At 45.4% G+C, this 18108-nt stretch carries 20 protein-coding genes (1 of these 20 running past the window's edge); 13 read left to right on the forward strand and 7 right to left on the reverse strand.

The window, feature by feature from the left end; genetic code table 11:
- Both gntC and OXN82_RS01265 read right to left on the reverse strand, forming a co-directional pair.
- Positions 1–354 carry the start of a guanitoxin biosynthesis PLP-dependent (S)-gamma-hydroxy-L-arginine cyclodehydratase GntC gene (gntC, locus tag OXN82_RS01260; protein WP_374892054.1) on the reverse strand. 810 nt of this gene lie to the left of the window's left edge, so 354 of the gene's 1164 nt are visible here — the first part of the coding sequence; the start codon lies at positions 352–354; its stop codon lies off the left edge, out of view.
- On the reverse strand, positions 311–1873 hold the full coding sequence (locus OXN82_RS01265; protein WP_321211650.1) for a radical SAM protein: 1563 nt from the start codon (positions 1871–1873) through the stop codon (positions 311–313). The genes gntC and OXN82_RS01265 overlap by 44 nt, the downstream gene beginning before the upstream one ends.
- A 113-nt stretch (positions 1874–1986) precedes the next feature.
- Here OXN82_RS01265 and OXN82_RS01270 point away from each other — a divergent pair, with 113 nt between their 5' ends.
- The 4 genes from OXN82_RS01270 to OXN82_RS01285 all read left to right on the forward strand — a co-directional run bounded on the left by OXN82_RS01270 (position 1987) and on the right by OXN82_RS01285 (position 7302).
- Entirely contained in the window at positions 1987–2487 is a 501-nt protein-coding gene (locus tag OXN82_RS01270; protein ID WP_321211651.1) for a phosphopantetheine adenylyltransferase, read from the forward strand.
- 16 nt (positions 2488–2503) lie between these two features.
- A complete protein-coding gene (gene yjjX, locus OXN82_RS01275) occupies positions 2504–3031 on the forward strand; it encodes an inosine/xanthosine triphosphatase (RefSeq protein ID WP_321211652.1) in 528 nt (175 codons plus the stop codon).
- Between the two features lie 3 nt (positions 3032–3034).
- Positions 3035–5143, forward strand: coding sequence for an STT3 domain-containing protein (locus OXN82_RS01280; protein WP_321211653.1), 2109 nt, complete (start codon positions 3035–3037; stop codon positions 5141–5143).
- A gap of 173 nt (positions 5144–5316) precedes the next feature.
- Positions 5317–7302, forward strand: a complete 1986-nt coding sequence (locus OXN82_RS01285) for an STT3 domain-containing protein (protein ID WP_414855693.1) — start codon at positions 5317–5319, stop codon at positions 7300–7302.
- Between the two features lie 61 nt (positions 7303–7363).
- On the opposite strand, the gene OXN82_RS01290 is transcribed toward OXN82_RS01285, so the two are convergent.
- Together OXN82_RS01290 and OXN82_RS01295 are read right to left on the reverse strand one after the other, a co-directional pair.
- Positions 7364–7534, reverse strand: coding sequence for a class III signal peptide-containing protein (locus tag OXN82_RS01290; RefSeq protein ID WP_231855303.1), 171 nt, complete (start codon positions 7532–7534; stop codon positions 7364–7366).
- A gap of 15 nt (positions 7535–7549) precedes the next feature.
- Positions 7550–7735: a Flp family type IVb pilin gene (locus tag OXN82_RS01295; RefSeq protein WP_321211657.1), complete on the reverse strand. Its 186-nt coding sequence runs from the start codon at positions 7733–7735 to the stop codon at positions 7550–7552.
- A 160-nt stretch (positions 7736–7895) separates the two neighbouring features.
- On the opposite strand from OXN82_RS01295, the gene OXN82_RS01300 reads away from it, so the two are divergent.
- Complete coding sequence (locus OXN82_RS01300) at positions 7896–8444, forward strand: hypothetical protein (protein WP_321211658.1); 549 nt, start codon at positions 7896–7898, stop codon at positions 8442–8444.
- 16 nt (positions 8445–8460) lie between these two features.
- Here OXN82_RS01300 and OXN82_RS01305 read toward each other — a convergent pair whose 3' ends face one another.
- Positions 8461–8640 carry a class III signal peptide-containing protein gene (locus OXN82_RS01305; protein WP_147671064.1) on the reverse strand — a complete coding sequence of 60 codons (180 nt, stop codon included), beginning with the start codon at positions 8638–8640 and terminating at the stop codon, positions 8461–8463.
- A 182-nt stretch (positions 8641–8822) separates the two neighbouring features.
- Between OXN82_RS01305 and OXN82_RS01310 the strand changes: the two genes are divergently transcribed.
- From OXN82_RS01310 to OXN82_RS01330, 5 genes are read left to right on the forward strand one after another with little or no spacing between them, the layout of a single operon-like run.
- Positions 8823–10157, forward strand: coding sequence for a hypothetical protein (locus OXN82_RS01310; RefSeq protein WP_321211659.1), 1335 nt, complete (start codon positions 8823–8825; stop codon positions 10155–10157).
- Entirely contained in the window at positions 10157–10849 is a 693-nt protein-coding gene (locus OXN82_RS01315) for a metal-dependent hydrolase (protein WP_321211660.1), read from the forward strand. The genes OXN82_RS01310 and OXN82_RS01315 overlap by 1 nt, the downstream gene beginning before the upstream one ends.
- A gap of 19 nt (positions 10850–10868) precedes the next feature.
- Positions 10869–11489 (forward strand): Era-like GTP-binding protein, encoded by a 621-nt coding sequence (locus OXN82_RS01320; protein ID WP_048176708.1) that lies wholly within the window; start codon positions 10869–10871, stop codon positions 11487–11489.
- A gap of 9 nt (positions 11490–11498) precedes the next feature.
- Complete coding sequence (locus tag OXN82_RS01325) at positions 11499–11867, forward strand: DUF2073 domain-containing protein (RefSeq protein WP_013295298.1); 369 nt, start codon at positions 11499–11501, stop codon at positions 11865–11867.
- Positions 11851–12138 (forward strand): Zn-ribbon domain-containing protein, encoded by a 288-nt coding sequence (locus OXN82_RS01330; protein ID WP_048176442.1) that lies wholly within the window; start codon positions 11851–11853, stop codon positions 12136–12138. Before OXN82_RS01325 ends, OXN82_RS01330 begins: the two co-directional genes overlap by 17 nt.
- A gap of 1 nt (position 12139) precedes the next feature.
- On the opposite strand, the gene rqcH is transcribed toward OXN82_RS01330, so the two are convergent.
- Positions 12140–14101, reverse strand: a complete 1962-nt coding sequence (rqcH, locus tag OXN82_RS01335; protein WP_321211661.1) for a ribosome rescue protein RqcH — start codon at positions 14099–14101, stop codon at positions 12140–12142.
- 132 nt (positions 14102–14233) lie between these two features.
- Between rqcH and OXN82_RS01340 the strand changes: the two genes are divergently transcribed.
- Complete coding sequence (locus OXN82_RS01340) at positions 14234–14527, forward strand: DUF5379 family protein (RefSeq protein ID WP_048176445.1); 294 nt, start codon at positions 14234–14236, stop codon at positions 14525–14527.
- Between the two features lie 104 nt (positions 14528–14631).
- On the opposite strand, the gene OXN82_RS01345 is transcribed toward OXN82_RS01340, so the two are convergent.
- Positions 14632–16449 (reverse strand): DUF2070 family protein, encoded by a 1818-nt coding sequence (locus OXN82_RS01345; RefSeq protein ID WP_321211662.1) that lies wholly within the window; start codon positions 16447–16449, stop codon positions 14632–14634.
- A gap of 178 nt (positions 16450–16627) precedes the next feature.
- Here OXN82_RS01345 and OXN82_RS01350 point away from each other — a divergent pair, with 178 nt between their 5' ends.
- Positions 16628–17224, forward strand: coding sequence for a FumA C-terminus/TtdB family hydratase beta subunit (locus OXN82_RS01350; protein ID WP_321211663.1), 597 nt, complete (start codon positions 16628–16630; stop codon positions 17222–17224).
- Positions 17225–17229: 5 nt separating this feature from the next.
- A complete protein-coding gene (locus OXN82_RS01355) occupies positions 17230–18018 on the forward strand; it encodes a DUF6282 family protein (protein ID WP_321212128.1) in 789 nt (262 codons plus the stop codon).
- The last annotated feature ends 90 nt before the right edge of the window (positions 18019–18108 follow it).

Here is an 18108-nt window from a genome sequence, read left to right on the forward strand (position 1 = left end):
CTGTGTGCACATGAATATAGCTTCACTGGCGCCAACGGTTACTATTATTGACTCAGGTTCCACATGAACCCGATTTTCTGTTTTGAGTTTCTCTGAGATGGCCTCCCTGAGTTCATCCATGCCCATGTTTGAGGTGTAGTGTGTTATTCCCTCATCCACCGCCTCCTTGAGGGCTTCCCGCACATGTTCAGGTACATTGAAATCAGGTTCACCTATCCCGAGGTTTATTGTGTCGTCACCTGCAACTTCAAACATTTTCCTTATCTCTGAGAGCCTTATGTTCCTTATTCTTGAAGCAAATTCTGTCATCTTAATCGCCCTTCCTCTGCCATGAACAGTGATCCATGCATCCATGGCATCCTGACTCCTCACACCATGGTGTTACTTTCTCCTCCTCCATCCTAATGTATTCTTTCATGAGGAAGTCCTCCCTCAGCCCAAGGTTGATGTTATCCCATGGGAGAGCATCGCCAGGGTTTCTCCTGCTGCAGTGGAGCTCCCATTCCCTGAGGGGCACCTTTGAGAGCGAGGCCCTTTCAATGAGTTTTCCGGTTTCAGGTCCGCCTGTGGAGAGCACATACTGTATGAGTCCACTGCGGGGACTTCCAAATTTAACAGGAATCCCTCCGGTGAGCTTCCTCAGAAGTTTGATCTTCCTCTTCATTTTTCTCATGTCATATTCCATCCACTGGAGGGGGGTGTGCGGCTTGGGAATGAGGGGGTTGATGCTGAAACTCACCATTCCCCTTCTTATTTCATGGAGTCCACGTATGAGGCGCGCCAGGTCCTTTAAGTCTTCCTCTGACTCCCCGGGAACCCCTGTAAGGAAGTACATTTTAACACGAAGACCCATTTTTATAGCAGCCTCTGTTTTTTTAAATATCATGCTATCGCTTATGGGCTTGTTAAGTTTTCTTCGCAATTTAAGGGTTGATTCGGGTGCCACTGTAACTGTTTTAAGTCCCCCTTCAATCAGTGTATCCATGAGTTGGGGTGATAGTGATTCTATTCTGAGTGACGGCATTGAAACCATGAAATCCATATCCACGAGTCTGGAGGAGAGTTCATCTATACGTGAATAGTCAGAGGCAGCGGCACCTATAAGTGAGACCTTACTGTAACCCGTGGCATGGCGGCCCCTCTCTGCAACATCAAGGAGCCTGGGGAGTGATGTCTCACGTTTGGGGCGGTATAGGTAGCCGGACATGCAGAAACGGCAGCCCCGTGAACAGCCCCTTGAAACACCCAGAAGGAATGACCTCCCCAGGGAGGGGACCATCTTTTTATCCTCGGTGACTGGAACTATCTGTCTTACAGGGTGGCATGCCCTGTCCATATCCTCAACAATGACCCTTTCTGCGGAGTTGTCGGGAATGTAAACACCCCTTATGTCCATGAATTCATCAATCTCACGGCGGGGATCATCCAGCTCAAGGTACCGATCGATTAATCTGTTGAGAACCGGCTCAGCCTCACCTATTATGAAGAGGTCAATGAAATCTGAGAGTGGAATGGGGTTGGATGTTATGCAGGGCCCCCCTGCGATTACAAGGGGACCATCACGTTCATCTCTCCTCGGCGAAACACCACCATCCCTCAGCATCTGGAGGATCCTGAAATAGTCCTCCTCGTAGTGCACAGTGAAGCTGATTATATCAAAGTCCCTCAGCGGACTTCCAGATTCAAGGCTTCGTTCGTAGGGGTGTATTACCCGCTCACACCATGCATCATCCCTTGAATTTATAAGATGGTAGATTATATGGTAACCGAGTGAGGATATGGCGGTCCTGTAGGGCCCCGGGTAACAGGATGCGACCCTGACATCAACCCTCCGGGGGTTCTTGATGATGACATTGTATTCCCGAAGCTGCATGATCTATAATTTATAAAGTCATCGCACTTAAAGTGGCCATAACGGGCAGGCTGTCCGCATAATATAAATTTAACTCCAACATAATTAGGGTATTGGCTTCTGAAGATGATAGGATGAAGGTAAAGAAGTACTCACTTGTTGCTGTTGGAGGAACCTTTGACAGATTTCATAAGGGCCACAGAAGGCTCCTTGATGAGGCGTTCCGTGTAGGGAATACCGTGATGATTGGTGTAACATCAGATGAATTTGCATCCGCAAAGGGAGACGATATAGAACCCTGCAGTGTCAGAATGAAGAACCTTGAGGAGTATCTTTCAGATAAGGATACTGAGTACCATATAATGAGGCTGGAGGACCCCTATGGCACTACAGTTACAGATGAACGATTCGATGCCATAGTGGTGAGCAGGGAGACCGAGCCGGTTGCCCATGAAATAAATGAAATAAGAAAAAGAAAGGGATTCAGGGAACTTGATATCATAACCATTGACATGGTGCCCGCAGATGATGGTATACCCATCTCATCCACCCGGATAAGGAGGGGAGAGATAGACAGGATGGGCCATCTGCTTGAGAGGATACGCCATGTCATAAAGAGGAAGAGAAATCAGTGAATCCCGGGGTGTTTACATGAGGGTTAACGTGGGATCAACAAACCCTGTTAAAGTTAAGGCCACAGAGAACGTCCTTGGAAAGATATTCCATGAAATTGAGGTCAGGAGTGTTGAGGTTGACTCAGGAGTATCTGATCAGCCAGTAGGTCTTGAGGAGACTGTTGAGGGGGCCATCAACCGTGCAAGGGGGGCTTTCAGCAACTGTGAGCTGAGTGTTGGCATCGAGTCAGGTCTCCACAGGGTGCCCGGGACAATCACGGGATTTGTGGATCTCCAGTGGTGCGCCATCTATGATGGTGATCATGTAACACTGGGGGTGAGCGCAGGCTTTGAATACCCTCCCCTGGTGGTTGAGGAGGTCCTCTCAGGTAGAGAGGTGGGGGACGTTATGGATGAACTCACAGGTGTGGATGAACTGGGCAGGAAGAGGGGTGCTGTGAGTTTCCTCTCCCATGGGCTACTTGACCGTGTTGGAAATACCGAGCAGTGCGTCCTCATGGCAATGATACCCCGCATGAACCCCTCACTTTATGGTCTTGAATAGGTGGTGTTTTTCCTGGAACTCAATGAAAATGTGAAGATCTTCCTTCTGATGGTACTCATATTCTTCACAGGTTTCATCCTGAGAGCTGACACTGTTCATCTTGGAGACCTCAATGGGACTGAAAGAGCATATCTCACAGATGATCAGGGCCTCCCCTACATGTACGAACTGGACTCCTACTACAACTACCGCATCACAGAGAACTACCTGAAAAACTGTCATCCGGGGGATACACTGAGAGCCGGGATTCCATGGGACTCCTATTCATATTACCCCCCTGGAAGACCCGCTGTCTACCCACCAGTGATATCATGGGTTTCGATAATGCTCTACAGGCTTCTTGACCCCTTCACAGATATGAGTCTCTACGAGCTCTGCTTCTGGTTGCCGGCTGTTGTGGCACCCTTTGCAGGTACTGTGATGTTCTTCCTCATCAGGAAGTATGCTGGTGACGCCGCAGGGTTCGCCGGGGGCATCCTGATGGTCACAGCACCACTCTACTTTGCAAGAACCATCCCCGGGTTTTTTGATACAGACATGTTCAACTGTCTGATGCCCGCTTTAATTGTGCTTTTCTACACGGGTGTGGTGGAATCCCGGGATAAATATGGATACATCACTTCTGGGCTACTCTTTGCGGTTTCCATGCTGCTTTTCTCCCTTTCATGGACAGGATGGCCGTTCATGCTCTATGTTACCCTTGCATCGGCCTTTATCTATACAATCATATCATGGAGGATGGGGGAGCTTGATTTATCGTGCATCAAGAGGCTCTTCCTTCCAGTTTTTCTGGCAGTTCTTCTAATAGGATTATTCAATGGCCCACAGCATCTTTCAGGGATCAACCCCCTCGCCATCCTTGACTCAACATCATCGACAGGACCATGGCCAGATATCTATGAGTCGGTCTCAGAACTTGGCCACCCCTCAGTTGAGGTGTTCCTCTCTGCTGCAGGACCCCTCAACCTGGGGTTCGGTGTTTTCGGGGCTCTTGTGATTATCAGCATCTTCATAAGGGGAGATATGAGGAGGAAACATCTCCCCTCATTCAACCCATTCATCCTCACCCTTTCACTGGTATGGATGATGGCAGGGCTTACCGCATATTATATAAGTGTTCGCTTCGGTATTCTCGCAATAACCCCCCTCACATTCATATCAGGCATATTCCTTGGCGTCATCCTCTCATATATGAGGACCATCAGTGGTAGCTGGAACTTCAGGGCGGATATTCCTGTGATTCTTCTAATGTTCCTCATAATCTCAGTTGCCACCATCGAGGCTGCTGAGATTGGCAGGATTCCCTTTATAAATGATGACTTCGCGGATGCTGCGGCTTTCCTGAAGGATGGGACAGGAGAGGGCACCGTTGTTGTGACTGAATGGAGCTATGGCCACTATATCACAGCCGCCGCAGAACGCCCAGTTCTTTTTGATGGGGGATCACAGAATACCCCGCGGGCCTACTGGATTTTCAGGGCATTTGAGACAGACAATGAGAGTTTATCTGCCGGGATATTAACGATGCTCACATCTTCGGGGGACTCAGCAGTATCACTTCTTGAAAACAGGACAGGAAACACGTCACTAACGGTTCAGATACTCAACGATATCCTTGGTGTTAACAGAAGATCTGCGGAGGAAATCCTCATCAGAAAGTACGGCCTTGACAGGGGGTTTGCAGATAAACTCCTTGGATACACCCATCCCGAGAGAAGGAACTATGTTATTCTAACAACAGAGGGTATGAGGTACATAGGTTACTGGTACCTTTACTATGGATCATGGAACTTCACCTCGGTTACCCCCAGACCCCTCTACGAGGTTGTGGATACCGGGAGGTCTGAAATGCTGAAATCAGTTGATGAGGGCTCCTGGAGGGGTAAGAGACCCTATCGTTTCATAATAAAAGACGGTAACTCTGTGAAAAGGGTTGATGTGGATGAATCCAGCAATTTTTCTGTTATATTCCTCCCAGATGAGGGGGAGGTCATAATTATAGATCGAAGATTTGATGATTCCCTATTCGTGAGACTGGTACTCGAGGAGAATTCCAAATACTTCAGGAAGTTATATAATAATGACAATGTAATCATATGGCAATTAAAATAGATTGACAATTTTAAAGTAATGGTGGATGTGTTATGCAAGAGTCTCTTAAGGTATTCTTATTTATAAGCATAATATTTTTCACTGGATTTATTCTAAGGTCTGACACCGTTAATCTTCATCACTTTAATGCAAGTGAAAAGGATTATCTGACGGATTTTCAGGGTCTTCCATATATGTATGATGCGGATTGTTACTACAATTATCGTGTCACCCTAAATTATTTCAAAAATGGTCACCTGGGAGATAAGTACAATGGAAAATTCAGCTGGAATATTTATTCATATTATCCAGAAGGAAGACCTGCAAATTATCCCCCATTCATCGCATGGTTGGCTGTTTTCTTTTACAATTTTCTTGCTTTATTTGTGAATATAACCCTCTATGAGGCATGTTTTTGGTTGCCGGCAATTATAGCACCATTTACGGGTATAATGCTATTTTTATTAATGAGAAATCATGTTGATGACATTTCAGCATTTATTGCTGGTATTTTGGTGGTCACAACACCCATCTACTTCTCAAGAACAGTAGCTGGTTTCTTTGATACGGACATGTTAAATGTTTTAATTCCTCTTATAATAGTATTATTTTTTCATGGAGGCATTAGAACTGAAAATCTGTTTAAAAAGTATATTAAATGCATTCTTGCAGCGGTTTTTCTACTCCTCTTCTCGCTAACATGGAATGGCTGGGCATTTATTTTTATAATCATAGTTCTAACGTCTTTAATCTATGTCATAGTTCTTAAAGGTAGCGACAAGAGCTCAACGCCTTTCATTCAATTTTTCGCGGTTTTTATTTTGTTTTCTATTTTATTTATAGGGATGTTGAAATTATTCGGCGCGGGTATTTATTTAAATTTTCCCAACACTTCGCTTTTTTTAAAATCGAATTTTAATAATAACTGGCCAAACGCTAATTTATCAGTCTCAGAACTTTCGAAACCATCTTTCATTGAGTTTGTTTGGTTTTTAGGCGGTTTGAATATAGGTTTCGGTATTTTGGGTGTAATTGTAGTGGTCTTAAATTTATTATCAGCAAAGCTGAAGGATAAATCAGATTTGTTTTTCTACCTACTGATGTCAGTATGGCTTTTTGTGGGTCTGATTTCTTATTCTATGAGTATAAGATTCGGCATAATTTCATTCATACCCCTTGTAGCCTTTTCATCGATTTCTATCAACAAAATAATTGGAACTGTTTTTAAATTGAAAAATAACTTTATTAGAATTTTTATATTATTTTTAATTATTTCATCCTTTTTTGTAATTTCAGTAGCTCAAACCCAAGTATTTAAACTGCGACCAGCAGTAAACGATGATTTTGTAGATGCAGCAGCTTTTATAAATAAAACATTTTCATCCCCACCTGTTTTAGTAATGGACTGGAGTTATGGTCATTATTTCACTTCAGAGGGCATCCCAGTTTTAATGGATGGGGGGTGCTTAACTCCTCAAAGGAATTACTGGGTTAGCAGAGCACTTTCTACAGATAATGAGACGCTTTCAAAGAACATATTAATAATGTTATCCTGTAGTGGGGATATTCCTATAGAAATGTTATATAAAAAGACAGGGAATATTTCTTTGACAGCCAATATATTGAATGAGATACTTTCTATGGATAAAAAAGATGCAAAATTAATTCTAATGGAAAAATATGGTATGGATACTAACTTTTCGAATCAATTACTAAATTTCACCCACCCCTCTCCAAAGAAAAGAATTGTTATTCTTACAGGTGACCATGAGATAAAAAGTGGCTACTGGAATTTTTATTATGGATATTGGAATTTTGCTAAATCTCAACCTCAGAAATTTGTTTATTCAGAAGGCGAGATGACATCAACAAATGATACATTAAAACATTATTCAAATAATATGTCTTTGGACTTAAAAAAAAGGTTCGCCTCTTGGAATGGAAAGAGACCTTATGAGGTTATATTAGTATATAAAGACCATAAAGATGAATTTATGGTTTATAATGAGAGTAATCTAGTTTTCATAGTTTTCATGGAAAAAAATAGAGCTTTAGTGGTGGACAAAAAATCTAAAAATTCCCTTTTTATAAAAATTTCTGTCTTAAATGAAGGTACAGAACACTTTAAAAGAATCTACACCAATGGACATGTTAGTTTATGGGAACTTAGATATACTTAATTATATCCATATATTTCGAGGAAAAAGTAGGTCAATCACAGACTAAATAAAAAAGAATTTTTCAAAGTTTGTTGATCGTGGAGTCACGGGCGGTGTTGATTACTTCGCTGATATTTCCCGCTATTGAGCCTGAGATGTTGAAAATGTAGGAGCCTACGGCTATGACTATTACCAGTAACGCTCCTACGATAAGTATCATTTCAGCGCTTATCTGCGCCTCTTCCTCGATCAACAATTCAATCGGCTCTTAAATTGATGCACCCGTTCTGGCGTTCTTCCTAACTTCGTCTATGTCCTGTGCGGCGTTTAGGTTTGATTTGCTGAAGTATGCTCTGTAGATTAGTAGTGCGACGATTGCTATTACAATCACACCACCGAAGAGCAGTATGTATTCAGCTGCGCCCTGTCCGGCTTCATCTTTCAGGAACTTCATAATTTCACACCTCCATTAATTCACCAGTTCTGGCTTGTTCCATCTTATGTTGTTAACCACTTATAAATTTAGCGGATAACCTTTCCGTTTTAACCATCCATTTCACATCGATATAAATATATTTAAATGGTTTTGTTCATAATATCACAAAGGTGATGCTATGCCATGGAAGTACAACATTGACAGGGTAATACTTGAAATCCTCCAGGACGGGGATCTTAGCAGGGCAGAGATTGTGGATAGGATAAGATCCAGAATCGAGTTCAGCGTCACCGATAAGACAATAAATGAGGCCATCTTCAAACTTCTAAAGGCCAGCAGGATAACCGTCACGGGCTATGACCTTGGCATATACAATGGTGTCGATAGGGTGCAGTCCCTTAAACCTGACGGAATAATATTTGGCCTTGTGCAGAGGGATCCCCTTGAGATGAACCTGTTAATAAGAAAACTTGAATCTGAAAACCTGCATGAATCTGAATCCGCGCTTAACAAACTCAGAAAGATCTTCAGGGCTAAAACAGCCGAGATTGGAGTTGACGCTGAGGGTATATTTGGAATGATAGTAAATGAAATACTGTCCCTGGACCCTGACCAGAAGCGTATCATGACACAGAAACTTGCCTATGCCCTGAGTGACGAGGATGATGCCCCTGAGCAGCTCAGGCACCTTATAACATACTTCGAGATCAGGGCAGGGAACATGTGATTATCCAAACATGTTATTATCCGCTGTTTACGCTTTCCCTGACATTGTTGAGGTCCGTGGTCACATTAAGAGGATTTGTTGTTTTTATGTACTCTGTATAGATAATAAGAGTTGCTATAGCAATAACAATCACACCACCAAACAGAAGTATATACTCAGCGGCTCCCTGACCGCATTCATCGAAAACTATGATCACTGAAATCCACCCCAATTATATTTTATACAGCATTTTATAAAAACCGAATCATATAAACTTTCACCCTAAAAAACCTTTTATAAATGAATGCAGATAATAAAATATTAATTTAAACCATAGTAATTCCTGGGAGCGGGAGGCATTCAATGATATATTTACTGGTTACATTTGCTGGAATCTTAATGATATTTGCTGGCCTTTACTTCATGTCCCTTGGCTTTGCAACACCACCAGATATTTTCATGTTCTTTCTGGGGCTCATTCTCTTTGTACCTGGTCTTATAATCACCCTTCTATTTGCAGGAAGAATAGATCTTGAATCTATTAAAGCTGCATCAGAGAAAAAAACCCCTAAAAAGAAGGTTAAACCTGCTAAAAGGGCTCCTGTTAAAAGACAGCCAGCCTTTAAGGCCCCTGAGGCTGTTGAGGGGGCTCCTGAGAAGAAGGTTGTTGGTGTTGGGCGTTCAACTTTGAAGGCTCCTGAGGCTGTTGAGGGGGTTTCAAAAAGGAGAATCCCTTCGATCCTTAAAGAAAAACCAGAAAAGATATCTGAAGTTTCGGAAAAGAGCGTCCCTGAAACATCAGCTGGAGCCAAACCGGTCACAGCCGAAACACCCCGGAAGGAATCAAAGGATATAAAACCCTCTAGTGGTGGGTCATTGGCATCAGAGTCCATAGCTTCAGAGCCGTCAAAGATAGCCCCTATCAGGAAAATCACTCCTGAAAAGGCAATAAGACCTGCTCCCAAAAAGAAATCTCCTGAAATGATTTCAGAAGGCGTTTCTAAATCTGAAAGTACTGAAACTCCCCGTAAAAGGCTGTTCAGCCTTCCAAAACTGAGAAAGGGTAAGGAGGATGTATCTGAGAAGGGCAAGGGTTTACCACCTAAAAAGAAAACACAGAAACCAGCAAAACCCGCCCCGGCCAGAAAAACACCCTCAAAGACAGATAACAGCTACGTGACAGAGAGGCTCAAGAAGCTCAAGCAGGAGTACATCGAGAATGTTGATGATGTTGAGGACCTCCTGGAGGAAAGGCTGGATTCATTCAAGGGGGCCATAAACAGGATAAGGGCCGAGACAAGGGAGCCGAGCATAATATGGTCATTTGATGCATCAGATGTGCAGGATGCAATGAGGGAAACCATAACGGCTGCTGAAGAGAGCGTTGTCCTCATGTACCCCTGGATAAGGAACATAGATGTCTCGGTGCTCAAGAAATTCATGGATACAGAGAGCCGCCTAATAATACAGGAGGCCAGTCTTGATGATGAGGCCTCAGTGGAACTCATAAAGGTCTTAATGGACAATAACGTTGATATAAGGACCATGCCCCATATACATACCGTAGCAGCGGTTGCAGATGATAAGAACGGCCTCATAATATCAACTGACCCGATATATGAGAGTTTTGAGGTTGGTGTTATCTACAAGGACAAGAAATCCATATCTGAAATTAAAAAACTCTTTGAGGAGGCATGGAATCTTTCAGATGAAATCAACCTGGAGGGAGTTTAGTGAAAATTCAGTGGTTTGGACACTCGGCATTTGAGATAACATCAGAGGACACAAAAATACTCATAGACCCGTTCATAAGCAACAACCCTGTCTGCAGCACTGCGGTGGAGGAATTTAATCCTGACATCATCTGTGTAACCCATGGTCACGCAGATCACCTTGGCGATGCGATGGAAATAGCCGATAGGTCAGGTGCTATCTTAATAGCTAACCACGAGCTCTCGGTTTTCTTTGGAAGGCAGGGGCTTGAAAGTAACGGTATGAACATCGGCGGAACTGTTTCTGTTGATGGAATCACCATAAGGATGGTGGATGCCAAGCACTCATCAGATATAGACTTCACAGAGGAGGTCACATCAGGTGGAAGCGCCTGCGGTTACATCATTGAAACCCCTGAGGGGAAGGTGTACCATGCAGGTGACACAGGACTGTTCGCGGATATGAGGGATGTTATAGGTGCCATTTACCGGCCCGAAATTGCACTTCTACCAATAGGGGACCGCTACACAATGGGGCCAGAGGATGCATCCATCGCCGTGGAATGGATAAAACCTGAAATGGTGTTTCCCATGCACTACAACACCTTTCCAGTGATTGAACAGGACCCGGAGATCTTTGCTGAAATGGTAGGGAGAACCTCCCCTGACACAGAGGTCGTTGTCCTTGAGGTTGGGGGAGTCTATGAAGATTAATCATAAAGAAGTGATAAGGATGGCAAATTTTTTCACCAATTTCCTTGATAAACTGCTCGGAAGGAACAAGAAACTGAAGATAGGACTCTACGGTCACCCGAATTCCGGTAAAACAACCCTTGCAAACAGGATGTGCGAGGACTGGCTTGGAAAACCCCTTGGGCTGACCTCAGAGATACCACACGAGACAAGAACGGTGTATAAACAGGAAAGAATCACCATAGAGAGGGATGGGGCGGAGCTTGACTTTGACATCATTGACACGCCTGGAATAGCAACAAAGGTTGACTACAAGAACTTCCTTGAATTTGGGTTGTCAGAGCAGGAGGCCAAGGAACGGGCCAAGGAGGCCACCAAGGGGATAATTGAGGCAATAAAATGGCTCGATGATGTTACTGGCGTACTCCTTGTCATGGATTCATCACAGGACCCTCTGACACAGGCGAATATAACAATAATAGGGAACCTTGAGGCGAGGAAGATACCATTCCTCATAGTTGCAAATAAGATAGACCTTCCAGAGTCATCTCCGGAGAGGATCATATCGGTTTTCCCCCAGCATACAGTTGTCCCTATCTCAGCACTGCACGGTGAAAACACAGAGGACCTTTACATGCAGATGGTTAAAAAATTCAGGTGAGGGGTTAAAATGGATGGCTTGAAAATGGATTTTCTTTCATCAGAGGCTCTTGAGGATAAAAGCAGCATGGAAAAGATCTCAATGATCATAGACCGTGTGAAGGATGGGGACATACTGGTTCTGGAGGGAAGTCTTTCACCCTCAGAGGAGGCTGAACTCATAGAGACCACAATGAGAGAGATCGACATTGAAAACTTTGTGGGAATAGACATATATACACTTGAAAAGGATGAGAAGGCATTTCTGGGACTCTCAAAAAGAAGGACTGTTGGACTCACCATAATAGGACCTGCAAATGTCATGCGGACGGTCAAAAGGAAGTCAAACTTCCTCTCAATGATTGCAGAGATCGGTGATTCAGGTGCATCAGTGCATTAAGTGTGGGGAGAAGTTCAGGTCTTCAGAGGAACTAAAGAATGGATGTCCAAAATGTGGAAGCAGGTACTTCAGGTATGTGGCCGACAGGCGGGACCCTGAACCGGTTGGGGACCCCATTGAGACCATAATGGTGAGGAAGAACGGTATATATGAGGTTAACCTAACCTCCCTACTTGAGGATGACTCAATAATCGTCTCTGATGAGGAGGGCAAATACTTCATTGATCTAAACTTCCTGCTCAAGAAGAATCTTAAGAGAAGGGTTAAATAACCTAATCTCCCGTAACAATGTCACCCTTTCCAGGTGGAAGGACCCTTACAAAGTCCTCAAGCTGGAATAGATTCTCAGGATCAATTTTTGATTTTATGGCCTTTGCAAGGGCCTCTTTTTTGGTGTAACCTGGTTTTACCACGACAAAATTATCTGTTCTTTTTTTCACCGCCGATGGGGGACCGCACATCACTCTTTCCCCATCGTGGTCCACCACACCAACAGCCACCTTAAGGGGAACACCCCTTATGTAATTCCTGGCGCCCCTTATGATGAAGGCTCCCTTTGCAACGAATTCCCCGGACTTGGGAGTCTTCGAAACCTGCTCGGGGTGAACCCAGTAAACATCCAGTGACGTGAAACCCCGGGTCCATGCACTTGAAAATGATGCTGCAAAAACCGCGGCTTCCTGAATGGTTGTTTCGGGGACCTCCCGGCCCTCACTTTTTATAACCACTGATGGGGCCCCATGGATATCTGAGTGGAGGTATATGTCCCTTGGCTCCATATGTCTCTTCACCACCATCTCGTTGGTGCCGGCGTCCCTTCCCCCAATTACAAGGAAGTCGTCTGATGAGATGAACCAGCGGAATTTTTCAAACCAGCGGAGTTTCCTCTTAACCCTTTTCTGCGGGACCATGATGTTTCTGAGGGCATCGTCCCTTCTCTTCTCAACCCTCTCAATTTCTTTCTTTGTTTTCTCGATTGCCTGGAGCACGCCCTTTATTTTCCTCTTGGCTTTCTTGGCCTTTTCATAGTAGACCTCTGCGTTTTCTGGAACCCCCAGCTTCGGGTCAATCCTTATCCTTTCACCGTCAATAAGGAGGGTCATGTTTCCCATCCCATCGATCTCCTGAATCATCTGGGCCTCCGCCATTCCCTTACTGCGGGCATCCGCTATTATCTTCTGTATTTCCTTCCAGGAGTATTTTTCACGGGCATCCCTTATTGTTCTGAGTACTTCCTCAACGGCTGAGTAGTGTGCATATAGGAGGTCACCCTTTCTTGTTGAGGTATCTATTGTGTCCTGGAATTTCTGGAGGGTCTCCCTCTGTATCCTGAGTCGCTTTCTGAATTTCTCAACCTCTTTCTCCCACTCGGCCTCATGGACCTTCCTGAGTTCCTCCCTGAATATTGAACTGAAGAACTCGTCTGCAGCCTCGTTGAAGGTTTCAAAGTACTCCCTCTCCCTATCATGGTACACCCTGAGTTCAATGGGGAGCACGTCACCCTCACCGTTCTTTATGATATGGGGGTTGAATTTGAGGTCACTCAGCGGCTTGAAGAGTTCATTTATTGCAGAGTCGATTTTTTCTATCTCATCTCTGCTCAGGGTGCTGGCTGCTCTGTTCTTGTCGAGACCGGACCTCAGGATGATCTCCTCTGCATAGAGACCCCCAAACCCGTTTCTTGCAAGGGTCCTTATGAGGTCGGTGTCTGAGTTTTTCAGCATCTCCTCAAGTTCACCTATCTCATATCTGAGGGGGTGGAGGCCCCTTGATGGGGGGTACTCATACCTTTCACGGGACGCTATTCGACGGTCACTCCAGGTTTTCCGTTTGAGGGGCAGTATTATCTCCCCTTCCTGGTTCAGGAGTATTATGTTCCCCTTTGAGAACAGTTCCACCACGAGGATGTATTTCTGCTCCTTCTCGATTTCTATCTCCACTATCCTGTCAAAGCTGTGCTGCCGGACCTCCCTCACGATTCCACCCCTGAGGTGCTTTCGGAGGAGCATGGGGAATGATGGGGGAATCTTTGGATTTTCAGGGGGATACTCTGTTCTGTGTATCCTGACACCTGCCTGCATAACCACATCAACCCTTCCCTCGCCTGGCACATGGAATCTGATTATCACAGTGTCCCTGAGGGGTTGATAGGCCTTATCCACCCTGGCACCTGTTAGAATATCATTGAGTTCCCTGGTAACTGCAAAAACATCAACGTTTGACATTGTCTTCATATTCAACACCTCGCAAGAAACAGAAGTCCGACGGCTTTAAGTATTTAATGATGCTATAATAATATCTTTCCATGGTTCAATGGAAAAGTTTTAAGACCATCAATATAATAAAAACTCTCTGGAGGTTTTAATATGGATACTGATGCTAAAATGACTGCCCTTCATGTTCCTGCAGGTATAGTGGCTGCTGTGGTGTCATTTTACCTTTCAAATGGTTCAATAGCAGTTCTTGGAAAAAATCAGGCACTCGGCACCTTCGCGGGCCTTGTGATTCTGTTGATTGTCGGAAATATTGCAGAAAGGTTATTCGGTAAGGAAGAGGTTGGGGGATTCAAGGGGTGGCTCTGGAGTGGTATAGTGCCATTTCTCTTCATCTGGTTCGTTGTATGGGCAATACTCATAACTTCAACCACAATAACCCCATAGATTCCTTTCAACCACCATAACTCTATAGATTCCTCTTTTTCAACCACCATAACTCTATAGATTCCTCTTTTTCAACCACCATAACTCTATAGATTCCTCTTTTTTCAGGCCCAGTAGAATATCCAGGCAAAGACGAATATAAGTGCAAGTACGAATATGAGGGGGGCTATCACACGGCTCACAGCAACGATTGAACTTATGGTTGATACAAGTTCCGTTGAATTGGTGGGGCCGAGGGTATTCAGACACCTTATTCTGACGACCCGGCACCCTGCCCTTACCTCCTCAAGGTCATCAACCGCCTCTGAAACCGCCTTTTTGATCTCCTCTATGATCTCACTCCTTCTGTGTTTTCCGATGGGGTTGTGGCCTCCTGAAAGGGTGTTCACAAAGTGGGTGTCGGTTGTCATCACCTCGGCTTCATCTATGTCCAGCTTCAGAAGTTCCTCCAGTATCTGGTCCCTGAAGCCCATGACCATGTTATTGGCGTCAAGGAGCACGTAGGCGGTCCTCTGTTCTCCGGCCTCAACCACCATGACCATAACTCCACTCTGGCCAATACCATCCTCCTTTGAGAGTCCATCCATTTTCCTCTGGGCACAGCCAACCCTCAGCCTATGGCGGCGTGGAGGGCACTCAATGGAGTCCACAGCATCAAGTAGGTCGAACATTTCAGGGTTACCTGCAAGTATCCGGCCTGTTTCGCCCTGGAATGAGTTGTGACAGTCCACAACAACCACATTTTTTGATCCGCAGCGGCCCCCTGCAAGGTTCATCATTGAAAGCCCCACAGCAAATTCTATGTCATCGAATCCACTGGGGGCCATTGTTGCAAGGATCAGCATGCCATCGCCGAGGAACTGGACCCCGATGGTGGCGCTGTTTCTGGTGTATCTCCTGAATTTACTGGCGCCCTCATGGTACTCCATACCATCAAGTGCCTCCCTGACGGCACCCTCAACCTTTTCCAGTTCCCGCACGGATACCGGGTTGAAGTCATGGGTTGAAGGGCCATGGGCCACCATTGTGAATGTGTCAAATCTCTCAGAGAGTATGGTGGGCATGTTGGCACCGCCTATGGTCCCTATTGGGCCCGGGTGTACAGAGGGGCTTATGAATAGGGCCTTTATATCAGAGCCCCTCTGGAATGCCACCACACCCGCAAGGGTGTCCACGGGTTCACCGATCTCACTGAAGATGCTTTCAAGTTCAGGCGAATCCTCGGTTATATGTGAGAGAAAGAGGCTCAGGAACTCCAGTGAGCCGACCCCAAGGTTCTTTCTCATGGGTGACTCAACCACCATGACAAATGAGTAGATGGCAAGTATGAGCATTGCTGAGGCAACAAGTATCTTCAGTAGAAATCCTATCACACTGAAGTAGCCAATGTTTGTGGCGAGGCTCAGGAATGCCACAACGATGTTCATGCTCACTATGAGAACTGGTTGCACAGAGGATATCAGGGTTGAATTTGTGAAGCTTATGTTTGAGGTTCCCCAGATCACCAGCAGGCGGAAGGCGAATATAACAGCAGAGGCGAGTATTATGGAGTTGAGTATGAGATCGCTCTGCAGTAGGGATGATGCCAGGCACCCCCCAAGGTAGATGAGGGAGAAGATCATCATGGAGAAGAATGCCAGGAACATGGACTGCTTCATCTTCATCCTTCTACCACCCAGCGAGTTGACCCATGGCTGGGTGATGGCACCGGCCATTATTGATGAAAATCCAAGGACAAGCACACCATTGGTTCCCCCATAGAGTATGTCATGGAGTACGCTTATCCCAGGGACCATATCGATTATAAACCCCACAGCACCCACAACGAAGCTTATAAATATCATTGAGAGGAGTGATATTTCGGTTTTCGGGAGGGTCATGATGTACTTTGAGAGATCAGTCACATTCTTTGTGCTTGACATATTCTACCTCAACTAGTTCTGGGATCTACTGGAGAAAGATATTTAAAAATTTGATCCATATTAAATTTATTCAGCAGCATCACTCTTGGCATGCTCTGGAGTTTAACTTTAACTGATGAATGATCCACGTCGTTCTGCAGTGCATCCACTCATAGCTCTCAGAAGGGGAGATGTTTTTATGGAGATAAAACTTAAAACACCACTTTCAGATGAGGTAACCGAACTTAAAGCTGGTGACATCGTTTACATCACAGGAAAGATATTCACGGCCCGTGACAGGGCCCATAAAAGGATAATTGAGAGGGGAGCCCCCTTTGATATTGAGGGCTCTGTTATATTCCATGCAGGACCCATAATAAGGTTTGAAGAGGAACCTGATACCAGCGCTGAGTCGATAACTGAACCACCCGCACGACTCGTGGTTGTGGGGCCCACCACAAGCGGGAGAATGAACCCCTTCCAGCCAGAGGTTATAGAGATGGGTGTGAGGGCGGTTATAGGTAAGGGGGGAATGGATGATAGAACCAGGAATGCCCTCAGAAAAAAAGGCGCTGTTTACCTTGCAGCCGTGGGGGGCTGTGCGGCACTCTATGGCTCGGCAGTTAAAGGTATAGCAGCAGTGCACTGGCTGGACCTGGGGGTGCCTGAGGCTGTATGGGAGCTTGAGGTTGAGGAATTCGGACCACTCATAGTTGCCATGGACTCCGCTGGCAGAAGTCTCTATGAAACCTCAGATGATGAATACGACCTTGAGGTCCAGAGGATACTCGATTGAGCTGTGTGAGCGGAATGTTTGACTTCAGCCTCTCTGAGAACATTAAACTCAATGGACTTGTGGACACCCATATCCACACAGCCCCCGATGTGAGGGATAGATTCATGAATGACATTGAACTTGCTTCCGCCGCACTCAGGGAGGGTATGGAGGCTGTTGTGATAAAGAGCCACACTGAACCCACCTCAGGGAGGGCGGCGCTGACCTCTGAGGTTACAGGGATGAGGGTCATTGGGGGCGTTACACTGAACACTTCGGTGGGGGGCCTCAACCCGGACGCGGTCCATGCTGCCGCCATGATGGGCGGAAGGTTCGTCTGGTTACCCACGGTTTCGGCCGGGAGGGCTGAGGGTGACCTTGATGGTGTTATTTCTGCTGTTGCTGAACATGACATGGTCCTGGGAACCGGGCACCTGAAGCCCCCTGAGATATTCCATGTTCTTGACCTTGCTGCAGATTATGGGGCCGGTAAAATTATCATCAACCATCCACTGACGGGTGTTGTGGGTGCCACCCTGGAGGAGCAGAGGGAGATGTCAAGGCGGGCTTACCTTGAGCACTGCCTTGTGGCCTGCATGCCCCGCCATGATGGGCTTGACTTTGAACGCATAGTCGAATCTGTGAGGTATGTTGGTGCTGAAAGGTGCATAATGGCTACTGACTTCGGGCAGGGCCACAATCCATCCCCCATTGCCGGCATGAAGCAGTTCATATACCTCATGAAGGGGCATGGTTTCTCCCACTCAGATATAATGAGGATGTGCCGGGATAACCCCCTTGAACTGATATCCTGACGTTTTTTAAGAAAATCAGCTTTATTAACGTTATCTTTCTGCTATCAAAAATTATATATGAGAAATTGGATTAAGGGTGAAATCAACCTT

The organism is Methanothermobacter sp. DP, from assembly GCF_026692625.1.
GTDB classification, from domain to species: Archaea; Methanobacteriota; Methanobacteria; order Methanobacteriales; family Methanothermobacteraceae; genus Methanothermobacter; species Methanothermobacter marburgensis.